The following is a 19,818-nucleotide window of genomic DNA, read 5'->3' as shown; positions in this document are numbered from 1 at the left end:
GAAGCAGGTACACGAAGTTAGAATAACTATGGTCCGTTGCCAAGTATAACGCTGCTCTTTGCTTGTTTTGCTTATACTTTAAACTTAAACCAGAGCAAACTACTGGCTATTTACCTCATCTTTACCTTACAAAGCAGCGAGGAACAACTGACATTTTCTAACAGCTTACAGGTAAGCGCAGCTGCTACTTTAAGCAGATTAGATGGCAGTCTTTTATACTTGTAACGAACATGCGCTTCACTTTGGGCTCTCACTGCCTATCGGCCTTACCTCACGTGTGTGGCATAATGCTGTAGCTCAATATGATAAGTTATAAATGGTGTGTAAAACGATGCCGTTCTTACACTTAAAAGTTGCATTTACATTCTTCTATTCTGAAATCCGTTTTATAAAGGTTATATCGTTCTACCATTGTATGAATTCTGTTGACTTATACTTTATAGACGTTCACATTATAAAAGGCTAAATAGTTGTGATCACATCATGGTATTCATTTTCTTATTTGTAACTTCAGAATTCTAACCTTAATCAAAATTTAAAAACTAAATATCTTTAACAACTTTATGGCGAAATCTTATAGATCAAAGCTCATTTATCCGTTGGCGGCAGCCCTGCTAGCAACGTTTGGCTGTAACAAGGAAGAGGATCTGGCACCGGCGGCTACGCTGAGCCAGAGTACTGCCAGTGCCCTTCAGGATGGTTCTGTGAACCCCTCTGTAAGATTCCGGGCAAATAATTACATCATTATCTCTGCTTCTAATGCACTTCCTGCAGACCTGGAAAGCCAGGTAGCTGCGCTGAAAGGAAACGTAACTGGTAATCTGAAGGAAGTTGGTATCGCTATGGCGACATCTTCAGATGCTAATTTTGCCGCAAAGGCCGCCAAGATCAGCGGGGTGCAGTCTGTTATCCGGGATGTGAACATCCAGTGGTTTGATCCACAAAACACTAAAACCGTAAGTGCGGATGCCATTATAGGTAGCCCTGCAAGCACAGGAGACGATGATCCTTATGCGCTGTTTCAATGGGGACTTACAGCCATTCATGCTCCTGAAGCCTGGAACGCTGGCGCCCGGGGCAAAGGTGTGCGGGTGGCTGTGCTGGACACGGGATTCGATTTAAAGCACCCTGACCTGGCTGCTAACATTGACCAGAATGCTGCCCGGTCGTTTGTGCCGGGTGAATCAGTGCAGTTTAATCCGGCTATTGGCGACTTTAGCCATGGTACACATACGGCCGGCACCATTGCGGCGGTAGATAATAACATTGGTGTGATCGGTGTTGCTCCGGATGCCCAACTGGTATTGGTGAAGGTGTTAAGCGATAAAGGATCCGGAAACTTCTCGTGGATGATACAAGGTATTCTTTATGCCGTGCAGCAAGGCGCTGATGTGATTAACATGAGCTTAGGGGCTGGACTTCCGCGCAACGGCAAGTTCCTGGACGATAATGGTACACCGGACGATCCGTCTGATGACTTTGTGGTAAGCGATACCAAAGCGACGCAGGAGTTGATCAACGCCATCAGCAAGGTAACTACGTATGCTACGCAGCACGGCACAACCGTTATCGCTTCTGCCGGTAATGACGCTAACAACGGCAACAAAGATGGATCATTAATGTATATTCCGGCCGGAGCACCTAATGTGATCTCTATTTCGGCAACAGCTCCGGAGGCTTGGGTATACAACCCGTTAACTACTGATTTGGATGGTGTGGCATCATACACCAACTATGGTACTTCTGATGTGACCTTTGCCGCTCCGGGTGGTGACTTCAGATATCCTGGAAATGAAGCGTCAAAATATGGGATACCTGTGTGGGCGCTTGATATGGTGATAAGTACTGTGCCAGGAGGTTATAGCTGGTCTGCCGGCACAAGTATGGCGGCACCACATGCTGCTGGTATAGCCGCTCTGATCATCGGCCAACATGGTGGACAGATGAATCCTGCGCAGGTAGAGGCGGCCATGCGTGCTTCTGCTGATGATTTGGGCAAGCCAGGACGCGATCCATACTATGGTTTCGGACGCTTGAATGCCTTTAAAGCTGTTACTGCTGTGCAGTAGGTTTAGCTTACGTTTAAAGTATAATCCCTCCGCTGCACCCATCTTGTGGTATAGCGGAGGGATTTTTTATGCCTGCTCCTGACGTTTCTATACGTTGTCGCGGTACTTGAGCTGCATGCCGTGCAGGAAATTACGCAGAATCTGGTCTTTGCAGGGCCGGTACTGTGGCTGGCTGGGTTTTCGGAAAAAGGCGCTCAACTCGTGCTTGCTGATGTGCATGTCAGCCAGGTCCAGCAGCTCCAGCATGTCCTCGTCTTTCAGGTTCAGCGCTATTTTTAGCTTACGGAGAATGGCGTTGTTGCTTAGCTTTTTCTCTGGCTCCGGCTGCGGTCCTTCCTTTTTGCCGCGCATCTCGTTAATCAGCCCATTCAGGAAAAGCGCCAGCTGCTCGTCCTCCATTTCCTGAAACGCCGGGTCTTCGTCTTTCTTCAGCCAGTCACTTATCTCGGCCCGCGTGGCCGGTCGGCCAGCCGACGCGAACATGTCCATCATCTGAGAATCGCTGAGGTCGAAGGTATAACGGAGGCGGCGGAGTACGTCGTTGTTGTTCATGTGGGTAATGGGTTAAATAAATGGGCACAAAGCCTGAGTTGTTGAAGCGTGACCTGGGTGAAAGCTTAATTAATTTAACGAATTGTGCAGCTGAAGAGGACGAGAGTTTAAGTATAGGATAGTTTTAACCTTGCCATACTTTATAAGTGATTACATGATCTGCTGCATCAAATGTTATAATCAAGCTCCCCGTATTTATTCCGTTTTTTGAATAGCCTAAATAATATCTGAATGAAGAACTGGTTTTAGATTGAGGTTCACCAAGTAATTTGATGATCTCGCTTTTATTTTTCCCAACAAGTTCATGTGTTTTCCTTAAACTGTTCATCATATCCCAACGAAGGGACCAATTTGCTTCGCTTTTCAGGTCCGCTTTTTTCCAATCTTCAGAGTTGAATTGTTTATAGGGAATGTTTCCTTTCAATAAAAGTCCAAGTAAAACTAAAACTCCAGATACAAGGACTGTTATTTTTTTACGTTGTACTTCTCCAGAGGACTCATATTTGAAATTAGTTACAATTTTGCCCTAATAATGAACGAGGTACTGCAGGAGGCTTAAAGCTTGCAGTGCTTGATAAAATGAATTTACATTCTAATAGGAATCGTTAAACCCCATACAGTACTTCTTGCCCTCTATGTTTTCCAGGAATTATTGTTGGTAATGATTGTAGAATTGAAGAAAGTTCTTTTTGTGCGGCTTCGCTTATAGTACCGCCCATTATTTCTGCATTTAGCTTTCCGTCTTTGCCAAAGTATAAAGCAAAAGGGAGTATTGTACCTATAGCTACTTCCTTTCTTAGCACTTTGGACTTCTTAAGCCCATCAAGCAGCGGCTTTTCAATTGCCTTATTTATTCCTGTTCCTACAAGAAAATCTTCTTGAGCAGAATTCACCACAACTTTCGGTTTTATATCTACATCATCATAATGCATTGTATCGGCATAAGCTATTTTTTGCTGCAGCTGTTCTTTCAGTAGTTTAGCGGCAACTCTATCATGAAGTTTGACACAGGTTGGCAGAAGGTCAATTGCTCTATCATTGTTCTCAAGTTCAAGATTAATTACAGGCAAGTTAAATAATGCATCCTTGTGCCTTGGGTTTAACAGTATTACTTGTTCGAACTCAGAGGCCGCAGCTGTTTTCTGTTGTTGTTTATAAAGTTGAAGTGCATGTTATAGGTTTCTTCAACTTGATTTCTTTCCTGAGCACCGACTTGAATTGATGCTAAAAGAGCTAATATTAGAAGTATAGTTGTTCTTTTATTACGTTTTTCTCTTATAATCAATATTTTACAGCCTTTAGGAGTAAGGGTATTGGGAAAACTTATGCTTCATCTATTTCCTGCTGCTCCATAAAGTTTATTGGTTCAGCACATATTCTTCAGCCCTTATTTTCTAAAGCTGCTGTTGGCTCCCTGTCGTCAAACGTTGCTCATACGCTCTGCCCAAAGGTCAATAAATTATCGTCAGGGTCAAGTAAAGCAAATTCTCTTTGTCCCCACGGCTTTGTCTCTAAAGGTCCATTCGGATGTATACTTACTTCATTGTCAATAAATGACTGATACAAGTTGTCAATGTTATCTGTTCGGATATAAACTCCTGAATAATTTTCTTTAGTGTTAATTTCTTTGAACTCAAAAAAGTGAATTTCTATATTGTCTCTTTCGACCATTAAATAACCGTCGTAGTCTGAACTTCCCACGTTTTGAAATCCTAATTTGTTGATGTAAAAGTCTTTAGTCGCTGCTTTGTTGCTCATTGGCAGCTTTGGATTAATGTTCGTCAGCATAACGTTTTTATTTGAGGTAAAGGTAAATTGTCCGACGCTCTCATGTGTATTGTCGATAGCATTCTTTGTTATGGACGGATAGGTTGCGGGCAACGTTCGCATATAAAGCGTGCCGGCAGTCCAAGTTAATAATTAATCATCAAACTCTGCCGGCATGATTTATATGCATTGTTGGTGGCTGTGTGGCTTTCTCCAATCTATCCTCAATGGTTGATTTCCAAAACGTCTTTTACTTTCCGTAGTCCATTGTTTCTCGCTAATACGTAAGCGACATGCAGAAACAACCTAAAAAATAAAACTCCAATCGGCATCCCGATTACAAATACTAATAATGTGTCCAACTTTGCCGAATCGAGTATCCATGTCACAAGGAAAAGTGCGGTCATCGCGATGACCCAAATTGCAAACAAAATCCTGAATCCTTTATGTAAAGTCGTTGTCAATTTAATGTCAGATGTCGGTGTGATAGTCCCTTGTAAAACGCATACTGCTCCGTAAGAAAAAAAAGTTGCTTGAAATATTTCAAATTTGTCGTCTTGAATTCGTCCAATAAAGTCTTTGTCGGTCGACTCCATTGTCAAATATTTCTTCTTTAAAGTCCGACTGCTTAGTCGGTGTCTTATTTCGTTTTCCGTCAGACGACTCTTGAAGTTGTAGTTGTCCACGCTATATTTTTTCATTCTTTTAATTGTCTGACGTAACTGTCCAAAGCCGCATTGCCACACAATACAAGTATAACTACTATCCTACTTCATCGCGCTTCCGGCGCTCTCGGCCAGCCAGAGGTTGTTCACCTCGTCGGCGTCCATAAAAATGCCGCCTGCCAGCGTCACCGACTGTATCTTCTTCTTGGTAGGGATTTTTATACTTGCCTGCTGCGGATTGTTTTGCCAGATGGCCGAGGTTTGGTGGAAGGTGTTGGTGCTGCCGTCGGCATACTTTACCTGCACGTCGAAGGGCGCCACGAAGCCGCCGATGTTCTGCACCGTCACCGTATAGCTTTTCTTCTCTCGCTTTACCCCCTGTATGGCCAGGTCGATGTAACCGTTGGTGAAGTACCAGTTGTGCCAGAACCAGTCCAGGTTTTGGCCCGACACGTCGTTGAAGGTGTTGAAGAAGTCCCAGGGCAGCGGGTGCTTGCCGTGCCAGCGGTCCATGTAAGCGTGCAGGCACTTCTTGAACACCTCGTCGCCCAGCATGTCCTTCATGGCCAGGTAACCGAGCGCGGGCTTGCCATAAGCGTTGTTGCCGTAGGCGGTGCCCTTCAGCACGTTGGCCGGCGTAATGATCGGCAGGTCCTCTTCCATGGAGCGGTCGTGTATCCAGCGCGACACGCGGAACTGCTGGAAAAACTTGTCGGCGGTCTCGCGTGGCATGTCGTTTCGGTTGATGAGCAACTCCAGCGTGGTGGCCCAGCCTTCGTCCATAAAGGCGTAGCGGCTCTCGTTGATGCCCATGTAAAACGGAAACCAAGTATGGGCAATCTCGTGCTCGGCCACAAACTGCGCAAAGGTCAGGTCGGGCACCGAGGTGTCGTTCACCATCATCGGGTACTCCATGTCGGCGTAGCCCTGGAAGATGGTGGTTTTAGGGTACGGGTAGGGCACGCCGGGCCAGTTGTGCGAGAACCAGCCGAGGGCGTGCTGGCCCACTTTCACGGCGTGGTGAAAGTCAGTGGCGCTGTCGTTAAAAGCGGATTGTACGCTGGCGCGGCGGTTAGTGGCATCATCTACCACCACGCTGCCGGCGTCCCAGAGGTAGTGGTTGCTCAGGCCCAGCGCCATATCCGGAATGTCGGTGGCGGTCCAGGTCCAGGTGTTCACCGGGTTCTGCGTGGTCACACGGTTGGCGGCCAAATCAGCGGCAGTGGCTATGTGCAGCACCGAATCCGTTTGCATCGACTGTTGCAGCTTTTGGGCGAAGGCCGGCTGTAGCACCTGGTTCGGGTTCTGCAACGTGCCAGTCGCCCATACAATGAAGTTCTTCGGCACCTTCACGTGCAAAGTATAGTCGTTGAAATCGGAGTAGAACTCCTGCTGGTCAGTAAAGTCGATGCGGTCCCAGCCGTTGTAGTCGTCGTACACCGACACGCGCGGGTAAAAGTAGGCGAGGTAGTAGGTGGTGGAGTCGATCATGCCTTCGCGGCCGCTCTCCAATGATATTTCATAGTGCCAGGCAAAGCTCAGCTGCACCGTGCTGTGCGGCAGCAGCGGCTGCGGCAACTGCACCTGCTGCCAGGTGGCGTCGCGGTCTTTCCAGGGCTGCGGCCGGCCGTTTACGGCAAACGAGTCGATGATGGTGCCGGTGCTCAGGTAATCGGGGCTGGCGCTGCCGTTGCGCGCCACGCCCGGCTTGTGGATGTTCTGAATCAGCCGAACGACGATGCTTTTGAGCGTGTCGGGGCTGTTGTTGGTGTAGGCGATTTGTTCGCTGCCTTTGATAGTGCGGTCCGGCGGCATGGCGCTGACGGTGATAGTATACTTGCCCGTGTTCTGCCAGTAGTTCTTGCCCGGCTGCCCGTTGGGCGAGCGGGTGCCACTGTCGAAAGCCCGCTGCACATCGCGGGGCATGTATAAATCCTGTGCCTGTGCTGGTGCAAAGCCAAACGCCAGTATAACGAGGAGAAGAGGTAAGAGGTGTCGCATAGCTTATAATTAGATGATGTTGAAGTATAGCTTAGGTAAAGATAACAAGCCAAGGTTACATTATACTTATCAGCCGCCTTTCATTCATAAAAAGCAGTGATCAATAGCTTCGTAGGGACAGGTCGCAACCTGTCCAATCGTGCACTGGCAATCGTCCCTGAACATCTGTCTGAATCAGGATTTAAAGGATGAAAGGATTTTCAGGATTGGTTTTCTAGCGCAAGTGTTCAGCGTAGCATCACTTGTGCTGGTGCATGAAAGCAAGTCTTCAGACTTGCGGAAGTATAAACAGGGAAGTATAAATCCGCTGGTGGCGAACTTGCTTTTAGCCCAGGCTATCGCGCGGGCAGGTCGCGACCTGTCCTTACAGAATCCCAGCTGTTCCCGTCCTGGTTACGGCAAGTATAAATTTATACTTGTGGATGCCTTACAAGCTACCAAGTTTGTTCTCCGGATCGTCGGGGATATTGGGGAAGTTTTTCTGGAAAAAAGCGCAGAAGTGGGTGAGGGGGCATTCTTCGCACTTGGGCCTGCGAGCCACGCAAATGTAGCGGCCATGTAGTATAAGCCAGTGGTGGGCTTTGGCAATCAGGTCAGTGGGCAGGTTCGCAACTAACTCTTTCTCCACATCAAGCGGGGTTTTGGCCGTTTTAGCTACCAGTCCCAGGCGCTTGCTTACCCTGAACACGTGCGTATCTACGGCCATGGCGGGCTGGTTCCAGATAACGGATACGATCACATTGGCTGTTTTGCGGCCTACCCCAGGCAGTTTTACCAGTTCCTCCACGGTGCTGGGCACTTCGGAGTGAAACTGCTCGACCAGCATCCGGCCCAGGCCAGCCAGGTGCTTGGCCTTGTTGTTGGGGTAGGAGATGCTCTTGATGTAGGGCAAAATTTCGTCGGAGGTGGCGGCGGCCAGGTGCTCCGGCGTCGGGAAAGCCTCGAACAAGGTAGGCGTTACCATATTCACGCGCTTGTCGGTACACTGCGCGCTCAGCACCACAGCCAAAATCAGCTCGTAAGGGTTGGTGTAGGCTAATTCAGTTTCAGGTTCCGGAAAGTTATGGGTAAAATAATCGATCAGGAGCCGGTAGCGTTCTCGTTTGCGCATAAAAAAGTTTGCAGTCTTTACGACTGCAAACTTAAGCTTTTTGAGTAATTTAAGATATTGTCGATTGCGCGCGCACTGGGAGTTTTTACGGCACTTTCCAGCAAATACTGTATTTCCAGCAGTTCGGAACAGCTCTCAGCCAACTCCAGGTCTTGCATCAAAACTGACTCCAGTTGTGTGCGGGCGTCGTCGGCCAACTCATCGTATACATACCGGATCAGTTCATTCTGAGTAGAGGTTTTTATCATAGACAATGTTGTTTTTTAGCATCTTTTTCCGCAGGTTGATCAGCGCGTAACGCATACGACCCAAAGCAGTATTGATGCTCACACCGGTTGCCTCAGCTATCTCCTGGAAGCTCATGTCGGCATAATGCCGCATCATCAGCACTTCCCGCTGCGTTTGGGGCAGCGTCTGGATCAGCTCGCGCAGGCGGGCATGCGTGTCCTCTTTTATCTGCAGCGACTCCGCAGAGTCTTCCGCAAACGAAAGCGTGTTGAACACATTGCTGCCGTCTTCCAGCGTGATCATCGGGCTACGTTTCTCTTTACGGAAAAAGTCGATCGCCAGGTTATGGGCGATACGGCAGATCCAGGAAGAAAATTTGCCCTCTTCGTTGTACCGGCCGCTCTTCATGGTATGGACTGCCTTGATAAAGGTGTCCTGCATCAAGTCTTCGGCGGTATACGTATCCTTTACAATCAGTAAAATGGTTGTAAATACTTTGTTCTTGTGTCGGGTTACTAGCTGTTCAAACGCATTTTCATTACCTGCGATGTAGAGCGAGACTAAAGCAGAGTCGCTCAGCTGGGTAGTTGTATTCATTGTAAAGCTACATTAAGTTAACGTAGAGCTTTATATCATATTGTTGCGTTTAGCTTTTAGAACAAAGATTAATTAGAAGTGTAAATCAAATATAGATAATGCATTCTGCTTGTGCAATAGTTACCTGCCTCATTGCAAAAAAAATGTTTAGCAGATGTATAATGCACCCAACTCCTACCGTTGTCCTGCCAGAAGTATGCCAACATACGAGAGAAGTATAATTTTGTATTTACAAAGTCTAGTTTAATTTCTTACCGGGCCGGAAAGTGCCACAGCATCAGGGAGATGGTCGTGCCGGGAAGGCTGTTTGCAGGTGTTCTGCCTGCTTTAGAGCACCGGACTTTGGCCGATGAGGAATAGGGGGAAGGAAGTATAAAGTTACTGCGGCCGGCTGAGTGTGCCAATGAATCCCATCTTCATCTGGAAGATGTGGGCAATGCTGGTCGCTTTCTGCTTTGCATCTTCCGCTTTGCTACCATCAAACAAGCTGTCAACAGTTTGGGTGAACAGGCATATCCAACGGTTGAAGTGCGTCGGCTCGATAGGCAGTGGCAGGTGCTTGGGAAAGGGCTGCCCTTTATAAGCCATCGTGCCAAAAAGCACCGAACTCCAGAACTTATACATGACAGGCAGGTGGCTGGACCAGTTTACCTGCGCCACCTCGTTGAATACCGGCGATAGCAGCGCATCCTTATTTACGTTCTCGTAAAAGGTATCCACCAACAGTTTTATATCGGCCTCTGTTTCTATATCTTTCTTCGTGCTGTGCATCGTGCAATTCCTTTAAGCTTACCCCTTTAACTCCTCTCAAAGACAGTGCCTGTTGCTGGCAGGCTCACGGCGGCAGACGGGCTTTTACAAAAGTAGGGAGAAGCAGGCAGCATAAAAATGATATTTGTCACAGGAAAGGCAGAACGGCAGATCTTTTGAAGGAGAGGCTAGGACATCGGGTAAAACCGGGCAGACATAAAAAATCCTTCGTAAGAGCTGAGGAATCTTGCGAAGGATGGTTTTAATAAAGTAATAAACGTAATGCTTACTTTCTGCTGTAGCCTTTAATGCGGTTGAGGATAAGTAACAAGCGACGGTTAATATCCCGCTCCTCCACCGGCACGCCCTGTGCCGTAATATTACTCGGCTTCTGCAGTTTCTGTTCTACTGCTTTCAGGTGGCCTAAGTAATTCTCCAGCGAAGTATACGACGCATGCGATGGGACAGCTTCGTGCGAACCCGCGGTTTTCTCGTTTTTATACTTCAGGTTTATGGCTGAGGCGATCTCAGCATTAATAAGCTTTGTTACATCGGCATCAGTTGTAATCTCGTGCTGGTTAACCTTTTGTTCTATGTTTTCCAGCAGGCTGCGTATATCCAGTCTTTTCATAGAGTAAATGCGTGTTTAAATTTAAATTAAGTCAATAAACGGCTTATAGTCCGTCCTGATATAATCCGGAGCACTGGCGTTTGGGTTAAATAAATGGTAATGCTAAAATAATGTTCCTGTCGCAGCATGCTTTAAGCCAAAACAAACAGGGCAGCCGGAAGAGTCCCAGCCAGCGATACGGCAGGCTTGCACCTTTAGAATCTTACTAGGGAATGTATACTCTAATAAGCAGTTTGAGTTGCAAGAAGGGGCAAAACGGAAGAAAAGGCCCTACTTTTTTGCCGCCATGCAATGCAGTTAATTATCAGGCAAGCGCCAGCCTTCGGCAGGAGTTCAGCCACTCCAGCGCATCGTGCTCTATGGTAAAGCAGCGGGTATGCAACACGCTTACTTTAGAAATAGCGGCAGCAACAGTGCTCGCTTGCGGCAACTTTGCGAACTGCGTCGGCGAAAAGAGGTAAGCCAGGTAAGCCGGCCGGGTTAACGTTGCCATTGCCATCGGTACAAAGTCGTTCAGATACCACTCACAGGAATCTTCATCCGGCAGGTTGCGAAGCCGCAGATCGGCCAGCCAGAAGTAAGCTTGGTTTGTTTTGGCCACCTGGAGCAGTTGTGTATAACCCGTCCTGAATTCAGGAAGATTAACTGTTTCTGCCCATCGTGAAATGAGCACATCTAGGTCTTTGCGGAAGTTGATTGAAATGTAAGGTGGGCTAAAGTTGATCGGAGCTGTCATGGCATTGGCTTTGGAGATAGACCAGAATCGTAGCGGTACCTGGCGATTAAAGTAGTATAAGTATAGCTAACAGCAAAACGGAACAAAATAGTTTATGGCAAAGGTTGATTTTTGGTTAAATCAGGCCTTCTGTTCTTTTTGGCAGGAAGGTTAAAAGTAGGTATACCGGCGCTGCATTAAAGTATGGCGCTCGCGACCTCGAATGAAACGGGCAGCAGGCTTTTAATTTTATGCAACCGTGCTGCTGTAAAACTGGTTTAACTTAGCTTTGTGACAGACGTTTTCCCGATAGAAGAAGCTTATGCCTAGTAACCCGGCACGCAAACATGATCCGTATGCCGTTTTGCGTATTCCTGAATTCAGACTATATATTTCGGCTCGTCTGTTTATGACGCTGGCCATGCAGATACAAGCCGTTATTGTAGGCTGGCAAATATATGAAATCACCAAAGATCCACTCTCACTTGGCCTGATCGGTCTGGTAGAAGCCATCCCATCCATCATCGTATCGCTATACGCCGGCTATATCGCCGATATCATCCCGCGCAAGAAGATCATTCTGATCGTGGTTTCGGTGCTGCTGCTGTGCTCTGCCACCTTGCTTTATTTTACCCTTGATGTAAGCCAGGTGCTGGCTACGTACGGGGCGCTACCCATCTATGCCGTTATCTTTTTGAGTGGTATTGCAAGGGGCTTTATGGGGCCGGCGGTATTCTCGTTCATGCCGCAGTTGGTGCCAAACAAGCAGCACTATACCAATGCCGTAACCTGGAGCACCACCACCTGGCAAGCGGCCTCTGTAGCAGGACCTGCACTCGGCGGTTTAATCTATGGCTTCTGGGGTATTTCGGCCTCTTACGCGACCGATGCGGTGCTGGTGGTGCTGGGCTTGTGCTTTTATGCGCTGATCGGCGCCAAGCCATTGCCTGTAAATGCGAACCCGCAGAACCTGATGGAAAGCCTGCGCTCCGGTATCAAATTTGTTTTTGGTAGTCAAATCATCCTGAACGCTATTTCCCTCGACCTTTTTGCTGTGCTGTTTGGCGGCGCTGTGGCACTGCTGCCCATCTTTGCATACGAGATACTGCAGATGGGGCCCCAGGCGCTCGGCTTCCTGCGGGCGGCACCTGCTGTAGGCTCTGTGCTGATGGCACTGATTATGACACATACGCCTATTACCGTAAAAGCGGGCCGCAAAATGCTTTTCTGTGTGGCAGGCTTTGGCGTGTGTATGATCTTGTTTGGCCTTTCTACCAACTTCTGGTTTTCGCTGCTGCTACTCGCCCTTAGCGGCGCCTTCGACAGCATCAGCGTCATTATCCGCACTACGCTTATCCATACGCTCACGCCAGAGTCAATGAAAGGGCGTGTGTCGTCGGTAAACAACATCTTTGTCGGCTCCTCTAACGAAATCGGGGCTTTTGAATCGGGTTTTACAGCCAAACTGATGGGCACTGTGCCAGCCGTGGTATTTGGCGGCATTATGACGATTGTAGTGGTAGGGATTACGGCCTTCAAGGCAGACAAGCTGCGCAACCTCGACATCGCCCCCGATACGGAAACAGCTTAAACAGGCATCACTGGCTTATAAAAAAGCGCGGCATCGCTCCCCTTTAATTTTAATGGGAGTAATGCCGCGCTTTTATACATTGGTGGTGTGGTGCCTTACTTGGCTGCCGCCTTCTGCTCCTCCTGTGGCTTGTTTTTGCTTGGCTTATGAGGGCGTCTGTTGCCGTAAGTACCTTTGGTGATCTTTCCTTTTCTGGACTTTTTATCTCCTTTTCCCATACTTGCTTTTGTTTGAATGATTGCTCTCTCTTTACGCAAAACAGGCGCAAACAGGTTAGCTATAAGTCCGTTAGCTTGCCATACTTTACTGTAGGACTACCCGCTGGCGCACCACCTGCTGCCCGGATGTAGCAGTAAGTATAAACAGGCCTTTGTGAGGGCCCAGGTCCTGCAGCGGGAGTTTATACGTTGCCCGCCCCTCGTTGCGGATGGTTTTGCGGTAAACTACTTTTCCTGATAGGTCCTGCAGTTCCAGCTGCGTTTCAGGGGTTTGCTGGATGTTGCTCAGGCTGATGTTACAGTTGCTCACCTGGCATGGATTCGGGAATAGCGCCACCTGTAGCGCATCGCTGGTTACGCCTTTAAACGCTACGTCAATCACCTTTGAATATTTCGAAGTTCCTGAAAAGTCTACCTGCTTGAGGCGGTAATAATTGGTGCCGCTGCCGGGGCGCTGGTCGGTGTAGCTATACTTTAGTGCTGTGCTGGAGTTGCCGTGGCCTGCCACTATACCTAACTGGCTGAACGTTTGGCCATCGGTGCTGCGCTCCACCTCAAACTGCTTGTTATCTTTTTCCGAAGCGGTATTCCACTCCAGCACAATATCGCTCTTAGAAGCTTTGCCCTCAAAAGCGACCAGCTCTACGGGTAATGGCGTAACGGGTAAACACGGACTGTCGCCATCCAGGCGTGCTTCCAGATCAATAACAGCTAAAGGAACGGGATAAATAATAGGCGGAATTGAAATAGGCAGGTTGAGCTTTCCAATGTAGCGGAAGGTGCTGATGATTACATCTGGCGTTTGCAGAAACGCGGCCCGGCTTACTGTCAGCTCCACGTAGGGGTTGTTTGCAAGTTGTGCAACGGTTCGGGTCGTTAGCAGCGCACCTGCCTGTGCAGCTGAAAAATACACCACATCTATTCCGCAGGTATTATTTGGCGAAACAAACACGCTCAGCAGCAGGGTCAGGTTGTTGGGGTTGCTACTATCTTCCTGCACCGCTTCATAAGTTACCAGTACGCAGTTTCCTTCATATGAGCAGCTGGCCTGTATCGGATCGGGAACAGCCTGCGCCTTTACGGCTTGTAGCGGCAGGTAAAGTATAAACAGGCTGATAAAAAGGGTTTTATAAAATGTAGAAGTTCTCATAAGCAGATAAATAAAATGGAAGAATAGAAACAGTGCCCGCCACCATCAGGGGAAGCGGCAAATTTGTTGCAGCCAAGGGTGGGCCGCAACGGGGGTGTGCCGGAGGTATACGTATATACCGGCGGCATTTATAGCGTGGTCAGTGGCTGATAACTTCAGTTAGCTAACAGGTACTTTATAGTACGATACCAAGGGTGCCGGCGTTAAGTGGTTGACGCTCTTTCTGGTTGATGAATGGCGATATAAGCGAAAGTACTTATAGGAATACAATTTATAGCTAGCAAAGTCTATAAGAAGCAGGTAAACCAATCGTGTGAAACAGGTGTTATATACGGATGCCTGTTGCAGCAAAGCGGCTGTAATAAAGCGCTTCTAAAAGAAGCAGGCGATTCGTACCTTTACACATTCATTTAAAGCGTAAAAGGGTTTCCGTAAGATCAGTTTTAGCTGCTGTCGGAGCCACTTCTATATGGCACATACTCCTGATTATAACCTCGACGAACTCGACGCCCGTCAAAGCATCATCATCAAAGGCGCCAGAGTACATAACCTGAAAAACCTGAGCGTAGCCCTGCCACGCAATAAATTTATCGTGGTTACCGGCCTCTCCGGCTCCGGCAAGTCTTCCCTGGCCTTCGACACACTCTATGCCGAGGGGCAGCGCATGTACGTGGAGAGCCTCAGCTCCTATGCCCGCCAGTTCCTGGGCCGCATGGACAAGCCCGACGTGGACTACATTAAAGGCATCAGCCCGGCTATCGCCATTGAGCAAAAAGTAAGTATAAAGAACAACCGCTCCACCGTGGGCACCAGCACCGAGATCTATGACTACCTGAAGCTGCTCTATGCCCGTATCGGCAAAACCTATTCGCCGGTTTCCGGCGAGGTGGTGCAGAAGGACACGGTGACGGACGTGGTAAACTTTATTTTTTCCCTGGAGGATGAGGCGCGGGTGATGATCCTGGCCCCGCTGCATCTGTTGCCGGAGCGAACGCTGGACAAGGAGCTGGACCTGCTGTTGCAGAAAGGCTACTCCCGCATCTATGCCGACGGGCAGGTATATTTTATTGAGGAACTGCTGGCGGAGAAAAAGCCGAAGCTAGGGAAAGACATCTTTATACTTGTAGACCGCGCTGTAATCTACCATGCCGACGAAGACCTGCAATTCCGTATTGCCGATTCGGTGCAGACAGCTTTTTTCGAAGGTCACGGCGAGTGTTTGGTGAAGTATGGCGATGACCAGGAACGCGTGTTCTCCGACAAGTTTGAGCTGGACGGGATGGTATTCGAGGAGCCGTCGGTGAACTTCTTCAGCTTTAACAACCCCTACGGCGCCTGCCAGACCTGCGAGGGCTTCGGCAGCGTACTCGGCATCGACCCCGATCTGGTGATTCCGGACAAAAGCCTGACCGTGTACGAAGGGGCTATCGCGCCCTGGCGCTCTGACAAAATGAGTGAGTGGCTGCAGCCGCTGATCAAAAACGGTATCCGCTTTGATTTTCCGATCCACCGCCCCTACAGCGAGCTAACAGAAGCGGAGCAGGAGCTGCTCTGGACCGGCAACAAATACTTTGAAGGTCTTAACGACTTCTTTAAGCACATCCAGGCGCAGACGCATAAGATCCAGTATCGCGTGATGCTCTCGCGCTACCGCGGCCGCACCACCTGTCCGGAGTGCCGTGGCTCACGTTTGCGCAAAGATGCCAGCTACGTGAAAGTAAACGGCAAAAGCATCACCGACCTGGTGCTGATGCCGCTCACCCAGGTGCAGCCCTTCTTTCAAAACTTAGAGCTGACGGAGCACGAGCGGAACGTAGCAGAACGCCTGGTGATGGAAGTTGCTAACCGACTGGGCTATTTGCTGCGGGTGGGGCTCGGCTATCTCACCCTCAACCGCCTCTCCAACACCCTCTCCGGCGGGGAAAGCCAGCGCATCAACCTGGCCACCTCGCTGGGCAGCGCGCTGGTGGGCTCCATGTATATCCTGGATGAACCCAGCATCGGCCTGCATCCCAAAGATTCGGAGCAGCTGATCGGCGTTTTGCGTTCGCTGCAGCAAATCGGCAACACTGTAATTGTGGTGGAGCACGAGGAGGAGATGATGAAAGCCGCCGACCAGCTCATCGACATTGGGCCAGAAGCGGGTTCCGGCGGCGGGAACCTGATGTTCCAGGGTACTTTTGAGGAGTTGGCGCAGAAGGGGAATACCTATACGGCCAAGTACCTGAGCGGGCGCATGGAGGTACCCGTACCCGCGCAACGCCGTAAGTGGCGCAATGCCATCGAGATAATCGGTGCGCGCGAGAACAATCTCAAGAACCTGAACGTGAAAGTACCGCTTGGGGTGATGACGGTGGTGACGGGCGTGAGTGGCTCCGGCAAATCCACATTAATCAAAAAGATACTGGCCCCGGCCATGCAAAAGCTGCACGGCAGTTCATCGGAGGCCACCGGCAAGTTCGACAAGCTGGCCGGCGACTATGGCAAGATTGAGCATGTGGAGTTCGTGGACCAAAACCCGATTGGCAAGTCGTCACGCTCTAACCCGGTGACGTACGTGAAGGCCTATGACGCTATCCGCACGCTCTATGCTGATCAGCCGCTGGCGAAGGCGCGGGGCTTTAAGCCGTCGCACTTTTCGTTCAACATCGAGGGCGGCCGCTGCGAAGTATGCCAGGGCGAGGGACAGGTGAAGATCGAGATGCAGTTTATGGCCGATATTTACCTGACCTGCGAGAGCTGCCACGGCCAGCGTTTTAAGCAGGACGTACTCGACATCCAATACAAAGAAAAGAGCATTTCGGAGGTGCTGGACATGACAATTGCTGACAGCATCGGCTTTTTTGCCGATCAGCCCAAGATCATCGAGAAGCTGAAGCCGCTGAACGACGTGGGCCTGGGCTACATCCGCCTGGGGCAGTCGAGCAACACGTTGTCGGGTGGCGAAGCGCAGCGCGTGAAGCTGGCGTCGTTCCTTACGAAGGGGGCGCAGCCGCACCAGGAGAACATCCTCTTCATCTTTGATGAGCCCAGCACCGGCCTGCACTTCCACGACATCAGCAAACTGCTCACCTCCATCAACGCGCTCATCGAGAACGGTAACACCGTCGTGATCATCGAGCACAACATGGACATCATCAAGTGCGCCGACTGGATCATCGACCTTGGCCCCGAAGGCGGCACCAACGGCGGGCATTTGCTATTTGAAGGCACGCCGGAAGACATGGCCAAGCTGGAGAATAACGACACCGCGCGATTTCTGAAAGAGAAGCTGTAGGAAGTATAAAGTATGGGGAGGCCGCTGCAAGTATAAATGCAGCGGCCTTTTTATGGCACCGGTTCCAATTGCCCCTGCTTATGCAAGGAGGGGAGCTTAAACTAGCGGCTCTTTTACATTGGCAAAGCGATGAAACTTAGCAGTTTTTTAAGTAAAGGGCTCCTCGGAGGGGTTAGTTAATCGTTCCTCTTCTTGAGACTTCTGCAAAGGCTATTCTCAAGCTTACTTGCCCAATTCTGAAAACAGCACCTCAAGCATTAGGGTAGTAGTTGCTATGAACGGCTACTTTATACTTACTTTTTCCTGTTGCCGCCCTTTTTCTTTGTTTTCTGCCAGTAGGAATCCCTGGGGTCGCCTTTGCTCTTTTTGTTCCTTGCTTTGGGAATGGCTTTTTTCTCGTGGAAAGCGCCTTTGAAATCCGGGTTTTCGCGGCGTTTGATGAAGTCAATTTCACGGGCCATCTCCTGCGCTTCATCAAAGGGCGTGTCAAAAACCTTTACTTCTTCTGGCAGCGGCAACACAGGTATTTGCATCCGGATCATCTTCTCGATGTTATGGATGTGGTACATCTCCACTTCGTTTGCAAATGTAATAGCTGCGCCTTCGTTCTCGGCCCGGCCAGTGCGGCCAATGCGGTGCACATAGTCTTCATAAATCAGGGGCACATCGAAGTTGATCACATGGCTTACCATACTTACATCAATGCCGCGCGCTGCAACATCAGTGGCCACTAAAAAACGTACTTCGCCACCTTTAAAGGCTTCCATCGAGTTGATGCGGGTGTTCTGACCTTTGTTGCCGTGGATAGCGCGCACTTCGCCATAGTTGCGGTGCTCCAGAAACTTAGATACGCTCTCTGCATTTTTCTTGCTCCTGGTAAAAATAATTACGCGGTTCAGCGCCGCTGCATCCTGAATCAAATACTCCAGCAATTCGATTTTAGTGCGCAGGTTCGGTACCTGGTATAGTACCTGGCTTACCGTTTCGACGGGTGTGGCTTGCGGTGTTACCTCTACCCGCGTCGGGAACTCCAGAAACTCTTCTGAGAGTTGCACTACTTTATCAGGCATAGTAGCGGAGAAGAGCAGGTTCTGGCGCTTGCGCGGAATAACTTCTAGCAACTGCCGAATTTGCGGCATAAAGCCCATGTCCATCATCTTATCAGCTTCGTCCAGAATCAGTGTTTTCAGCTCCTTTAATATAAGGTCGCCTTTCAGGTAAAGCTCCATCAGGCGCTTGGGTGTTGCCACTAGTATATCAATGCCTTGGTTAATCTTTTCGATCTGCGTTTTTGGGCCGAGTCCGCCATAAATAGCCGTGTGGCGCAGGTTGGTATACTTCGCCAGCAGGGTGATGTTCTCCTCGATCTGCATCACCAACTCGCGTGTAGGCGCAATGATGAGCGCGCGCGGGTGCTGGCCCTGCGCATACTTCACCTTCATGAGCAGGGGCAGCAAAAATGCAGCTGTTTTCCCCGTTCCTGTCTGGGCGATGCCCAAGATGTCGTGCCCGGCCATAATCAGCGGAATGGCCTGCAATTGGATGGGGGTTGGTTTTTCGTATCCGGCTTCGGCAATAGCATTCAGCAACTGCTTGTTCAGCTTAAAATCCTCGAACGTGGTAACTTCATTTTCTGCTTGCGCTGCCATGGTATTTAAATTTATACTTTCTATAGATATACAAAAGTACGGCTTTTTTATGGTAGGGAGGTGAGGCAACTAGAAACGGGTGGTGGATTATGCGTATATTGTACTTGAAAATCTATAGCTTAATGGAGAAAATAGTTAGAAAAATAGGGCTGAGAGCGAAGCAGTCTGATTTTGCTTATTGGCAGACAAAATCGCCGCAGGAGCGATTAGCTGCTATAAAACTGTTACGAAACCAGTATATCCGATTTATAAAGAAAGATGCTGAGCCAGGACTTCAGAGCGTTTGTAGAGTTATTAAACAAACATAATGTCCGCTACCTGATCGTTGGCGGATATGCGGTTGGAATACACGGTCATCCCCGCTACACAGGTGCTCTGGATGTATGGATTAGTTCAGATGAAGAAACTGCCAAGACGATGGTGCAAGTAATGCAGGAGTTTGGCTTTGGAAGTTTTGGTTTCTCCCAGAGCGACTTTTTAGCAGATAAAAATATTATTCAACTTGGTTACCCTCCCTTTAGAATAGATGTACTTACAAGTATAGATGGGGTGACGTTTGCTGAATGTTATCTGAGTAAGATAACTATGGTGGATGAAGGTGTATCTGTCAATTTTATTAGTTTGAAAGATTTGCGGAAGAATAAAGAGAGTAGTGGGCGTAGACGAGATTTAGATGACCTGGAGAACCTGAATGAAGGGTAATTCATTAACTGCTAATTATTGAGCTGAAGTTTTGCTCTTCAACAATTAGCAATGCTGACAGAGTAAGAAATTTTTGTTTGATGAAGGACTTTATACCTCTTGCAACCCTTTCAGCTGCTTCCGGGTCATGGTGTTACAAAGTATA

19 protein-coding genes are annotated in these 19,818 nt (G+C 48.9%); 4 read left to right on the top strand and 15 right to left on the bottom strand.

Annotation, left to right across the window (positions count from 1 at the left end; translation table 11 throughout):
- The first annotated feature begins 563 nt into the window (after positions 1–563).
- Positions 564–2,069: a S8 family peptidase gene (locus ABDW72_RS03630; RefSeq protein WP_347157106.1), complete on the top strand. Its 1,506-nt coding sequence runs from the start codon at positions 564–566 to the stop codon at positions 2,067–2,069.
- A gap of 87 nt (positions 2,070–2,156) precedes the next feature.
- Here the strand turns inward: ABDW72_RS03630 and ABDW72_RS03625 are convergent, their stop codons facing one another.
- The 12 genes from ABDW72_RS03625 to ABDW72_RS03570 all read right to left on the bottom strand — a co-directional run bounded on the left by ABDW72_RS03625 (position 2,157) and on the right by ABDW72_RS03570 (position 11,107).
- Positions 2,157–2,621 carry a YehS family protein gene (locus ABDW72_RS03625; protein ID WP_347157105.1) on the bottom strand — a complete coding sequence of 155 codons (465 nt, stop codon included), beginning with the start codon at positions 2,619–2,621 and terminating at the stop codon, positions 2,157–2,159.
- Between the two features lie 124 nt (positions 2,622–2,745).
- The gene (locus ABDW72_RS03620; RefSeq protein ID WP_347157104.1) at positions 2,746–3,045 is read right to left on the bottom strand and encodes a hypothetical protein; all 300 of its coding nucleotides are present in this window, start codon (positions 3,043–3,045) and stop codon (positions 2,746–2,748) included.
- A gap of 181 nt (positions 3,046–3,226) precedes the next feature.
- Complete coding sequence (locus tag ABDW72_RS03615) at positions 3,227–3,691, bottom strand: hypothetical protein (RefSeq protein WP_347157103.1); 465 nt, start codon at positions 3,689–3,691, stop codon at positions 3,227–3,229.
- Positions 3,692–4,052: 361 nt separating this feature from the next.
- Complete coding sequence (locus ABDW72_RS03610; RefSeq protein ID WP_347157102.1) at positions 4,053–4,409, bottom strand: bleomycin resistance protein; 357 nt, start codon at positions 4,407–4,409, stop codon at positions 4,053–4,055.
- A 203-nt stretch (positions 4,410–4,612) separates the two neighbouring features.
- On the bottom strand, positions 4,613–4,984 hold the full coding sequence (locus tag ABDW72_RS03605) for a hypothetical protein (RefSeq protein ID WP_347157101.1): 372 nt from the start codon (positions 4,982–4,984) through the stop codon (positions 4,613–4,615).
- Positions 4,985–5,155: 171 nt separating this feature from the next.
- Positions 5,156–7,054, bottom strand: coding sequence for a M1 family metallopeptidase (locus tag ABDW72_RS03600; RefSeq protein ID WP_347157100.1), 1,899 nt, complete (start codon positions 7,052–7,054; stop codon positions 5,156–5,158).
- A gap of 427 nt (positions 7,055–7,481) precedes the next feature.
- Positions 7,482–8,165: an endonuclease III gene (gene nth, locus ABDW72_RS03595; protein WP_347157099.1), complete on the bottom strand. Its 684-nt coding sequence runs from the start codon at positions 8,163–8,165 to the stop codon at positions 7,482–7,484.
- 17 nt (positions 8,166–8,182) lie between these two features.
- Positions 8,183–8,413, bottom strand: a complete 231-nt coding sequence (locus tag ABDW72_RS03590; protein WP_347157098.1) for a hypothetical protein — start codon at positions 8,411–8,413, stop codon at positions 8,183–8,185.
- Entirely contained in the window at positions 8,388–8,990 is a 603-nt protein-coding gene (locus tag ABDW72_RS03585) for an RNA polymerase sigma factor (RefSeq protein ID WP_347157097.1), read from the bottom strand. Before ABDW72_RS03585 ends, ABDW72_RS03590 begins: the two co-directional genes overlap by 26 nt.
- 378 nt (positions 8,991–9,368) lie before the next feature.
- Entirely contained in the window at positions 9,369–9,761 is a 393-nt protein-coding gene (locus tag ABDW72_RS03580) for a group III truncated hemoglobin (protein WP_347157096.1), read from the bottom strand.
- A gap of 265 nt (positions 9,762–10,026) precedes the next feature.
- On the bottom strand, positions 10,027–10,371 hold the full coding sequence (locus tag ABDW72_RS03575) for a hypothetical protein (protein WP_347157095.1): 345 nt from the start codon (positions 10,369–10,371) through the stop codon (positions 10,027–10,029).
- Between the two features lie 304 nt (positions 10,372–10,675).
- Positions 10,676–11,107 carry a hypothetical protein gene (locus ABDW72_RS03570; RefSeq protein ID WP_347157094.1) on the bottom strand — a complete coding sequence of 144 codons (432 nt, stop codon included), beginning with the start codon at positions 11,105–11,107 and terminating at the stop codon, positions 10,676–10,678.
- Positions 11,108–11,408: 301 nt separating this feature from the next.
- Between ABDW72_RS03570 and ABDW72_RS03565 the strand changes: the two genes are divergently transcribed.
- Positions 11,409–12,677: an MFS transporter gene (locus tag ABDW72_RS03565; RefSeq protein WP_347157093.1), complete on the top strand. Its 1,269-nt coding sequence runs from the start codon at positions 11,409–11,411 to the stop codon at positions 12,675–12,677.
- 95 nt (positions 12,678–12,772) lie between these two features.
- On the opposite strand, the gene ABDW72_RS03560 is transcribed toward ABDW72_RS03565, so the two are convergent.
- Together ABDW72_RS03560 and ABDW72_RS03555 are read right to left on the bottom strand one after the other, a co-directional pair.
- Positions 12,773–12,895, bottom strand: coding sequence for a 30S ribosomal protein THX (locus tag ABDW72_RS03560; RefSeq protein ID WP_347157092.1), 123 nt, complete (start codon positions 12,893–12,895; stop codon positions 12,773–12,775).
- A gap of 85 nt (positions 12,896–12,980) precedes the next feature.
- On the bottom strand, positions 12,981–14,045 hold the full coding sequence (locus ABDW72_RS03555; protein ID WP_347157091.1) for a T9SS type A sorting domain-containing protein: 1,065 nt from the start codon (positions 14,043–14,045) through the stop codon (positions 12,981–12,983).
- A 469-nt stretch (positions 14,046–14,514) separates the two neighbouring features.
- Here ABDW72_RS03555 and uvrA point away from each other — a divergent pair, with 469 nt between their 5' ends.
- Positions 14,515–17,322, top strand: a complete 2,808-nt coding sequence (gene uvrA, locus ABDW72_RS03550; protein ID WP_347157090.1) for an excinuclease ABC subunit UvrA — start codon at positions 14,515–14,517, stop codon at positions 17,320–17,322.
- 293 nt (positions 17,323–17,615) lie between these two features.
- On the opposite strand, the gene ABDW72_RS03545 is transcribed toward uvrA, so the two are convergent.
- Positions 17,616–18,971: a DEAD/DEAH box helicase gene (locus ABDW72_RS03545; protein WP_347157089.1), complete on the bottom strand. Its 1,356-nt coding sequence runs from the start codon at positions 18,969–18,971 to the stop codon at positions 17,616–17,618.
- A gap of 258 nt (positions 18,972–19,229) precedes the next feature.
- On the opposite strand from ABDW72_RS03545, the gene ABDW72_RS03540 reads away from it, so the two are divergent.
- Positions 19,230–19,673, top strand: a complete 444-nt coding sequence (locus tag ABDW72_RS03540) for a hypothetical protein (protein WP_347157088.1) — start codon at positions 19,230–19,232, stop codon at positions 19,671–19,673.
- Positions 19,674–19,818 lie beyond the last annotated feature (145 nt).

Source organism: Pontibacter chitinilyticus, from assembly GCF_039748935.1.
In the GTDB taxonomy this organism is placed as follows: Bacteria; Bacteroidota; Bacteroidia; order Cytophagales; family Hymenobacteraceae; genus Pontibacter; species Pontibacter chitinilyticus.
Note: the sequence above shows the minus strand (reverse complement) of the source record. Positions and strands in the feature narration are given on the sequence as shown.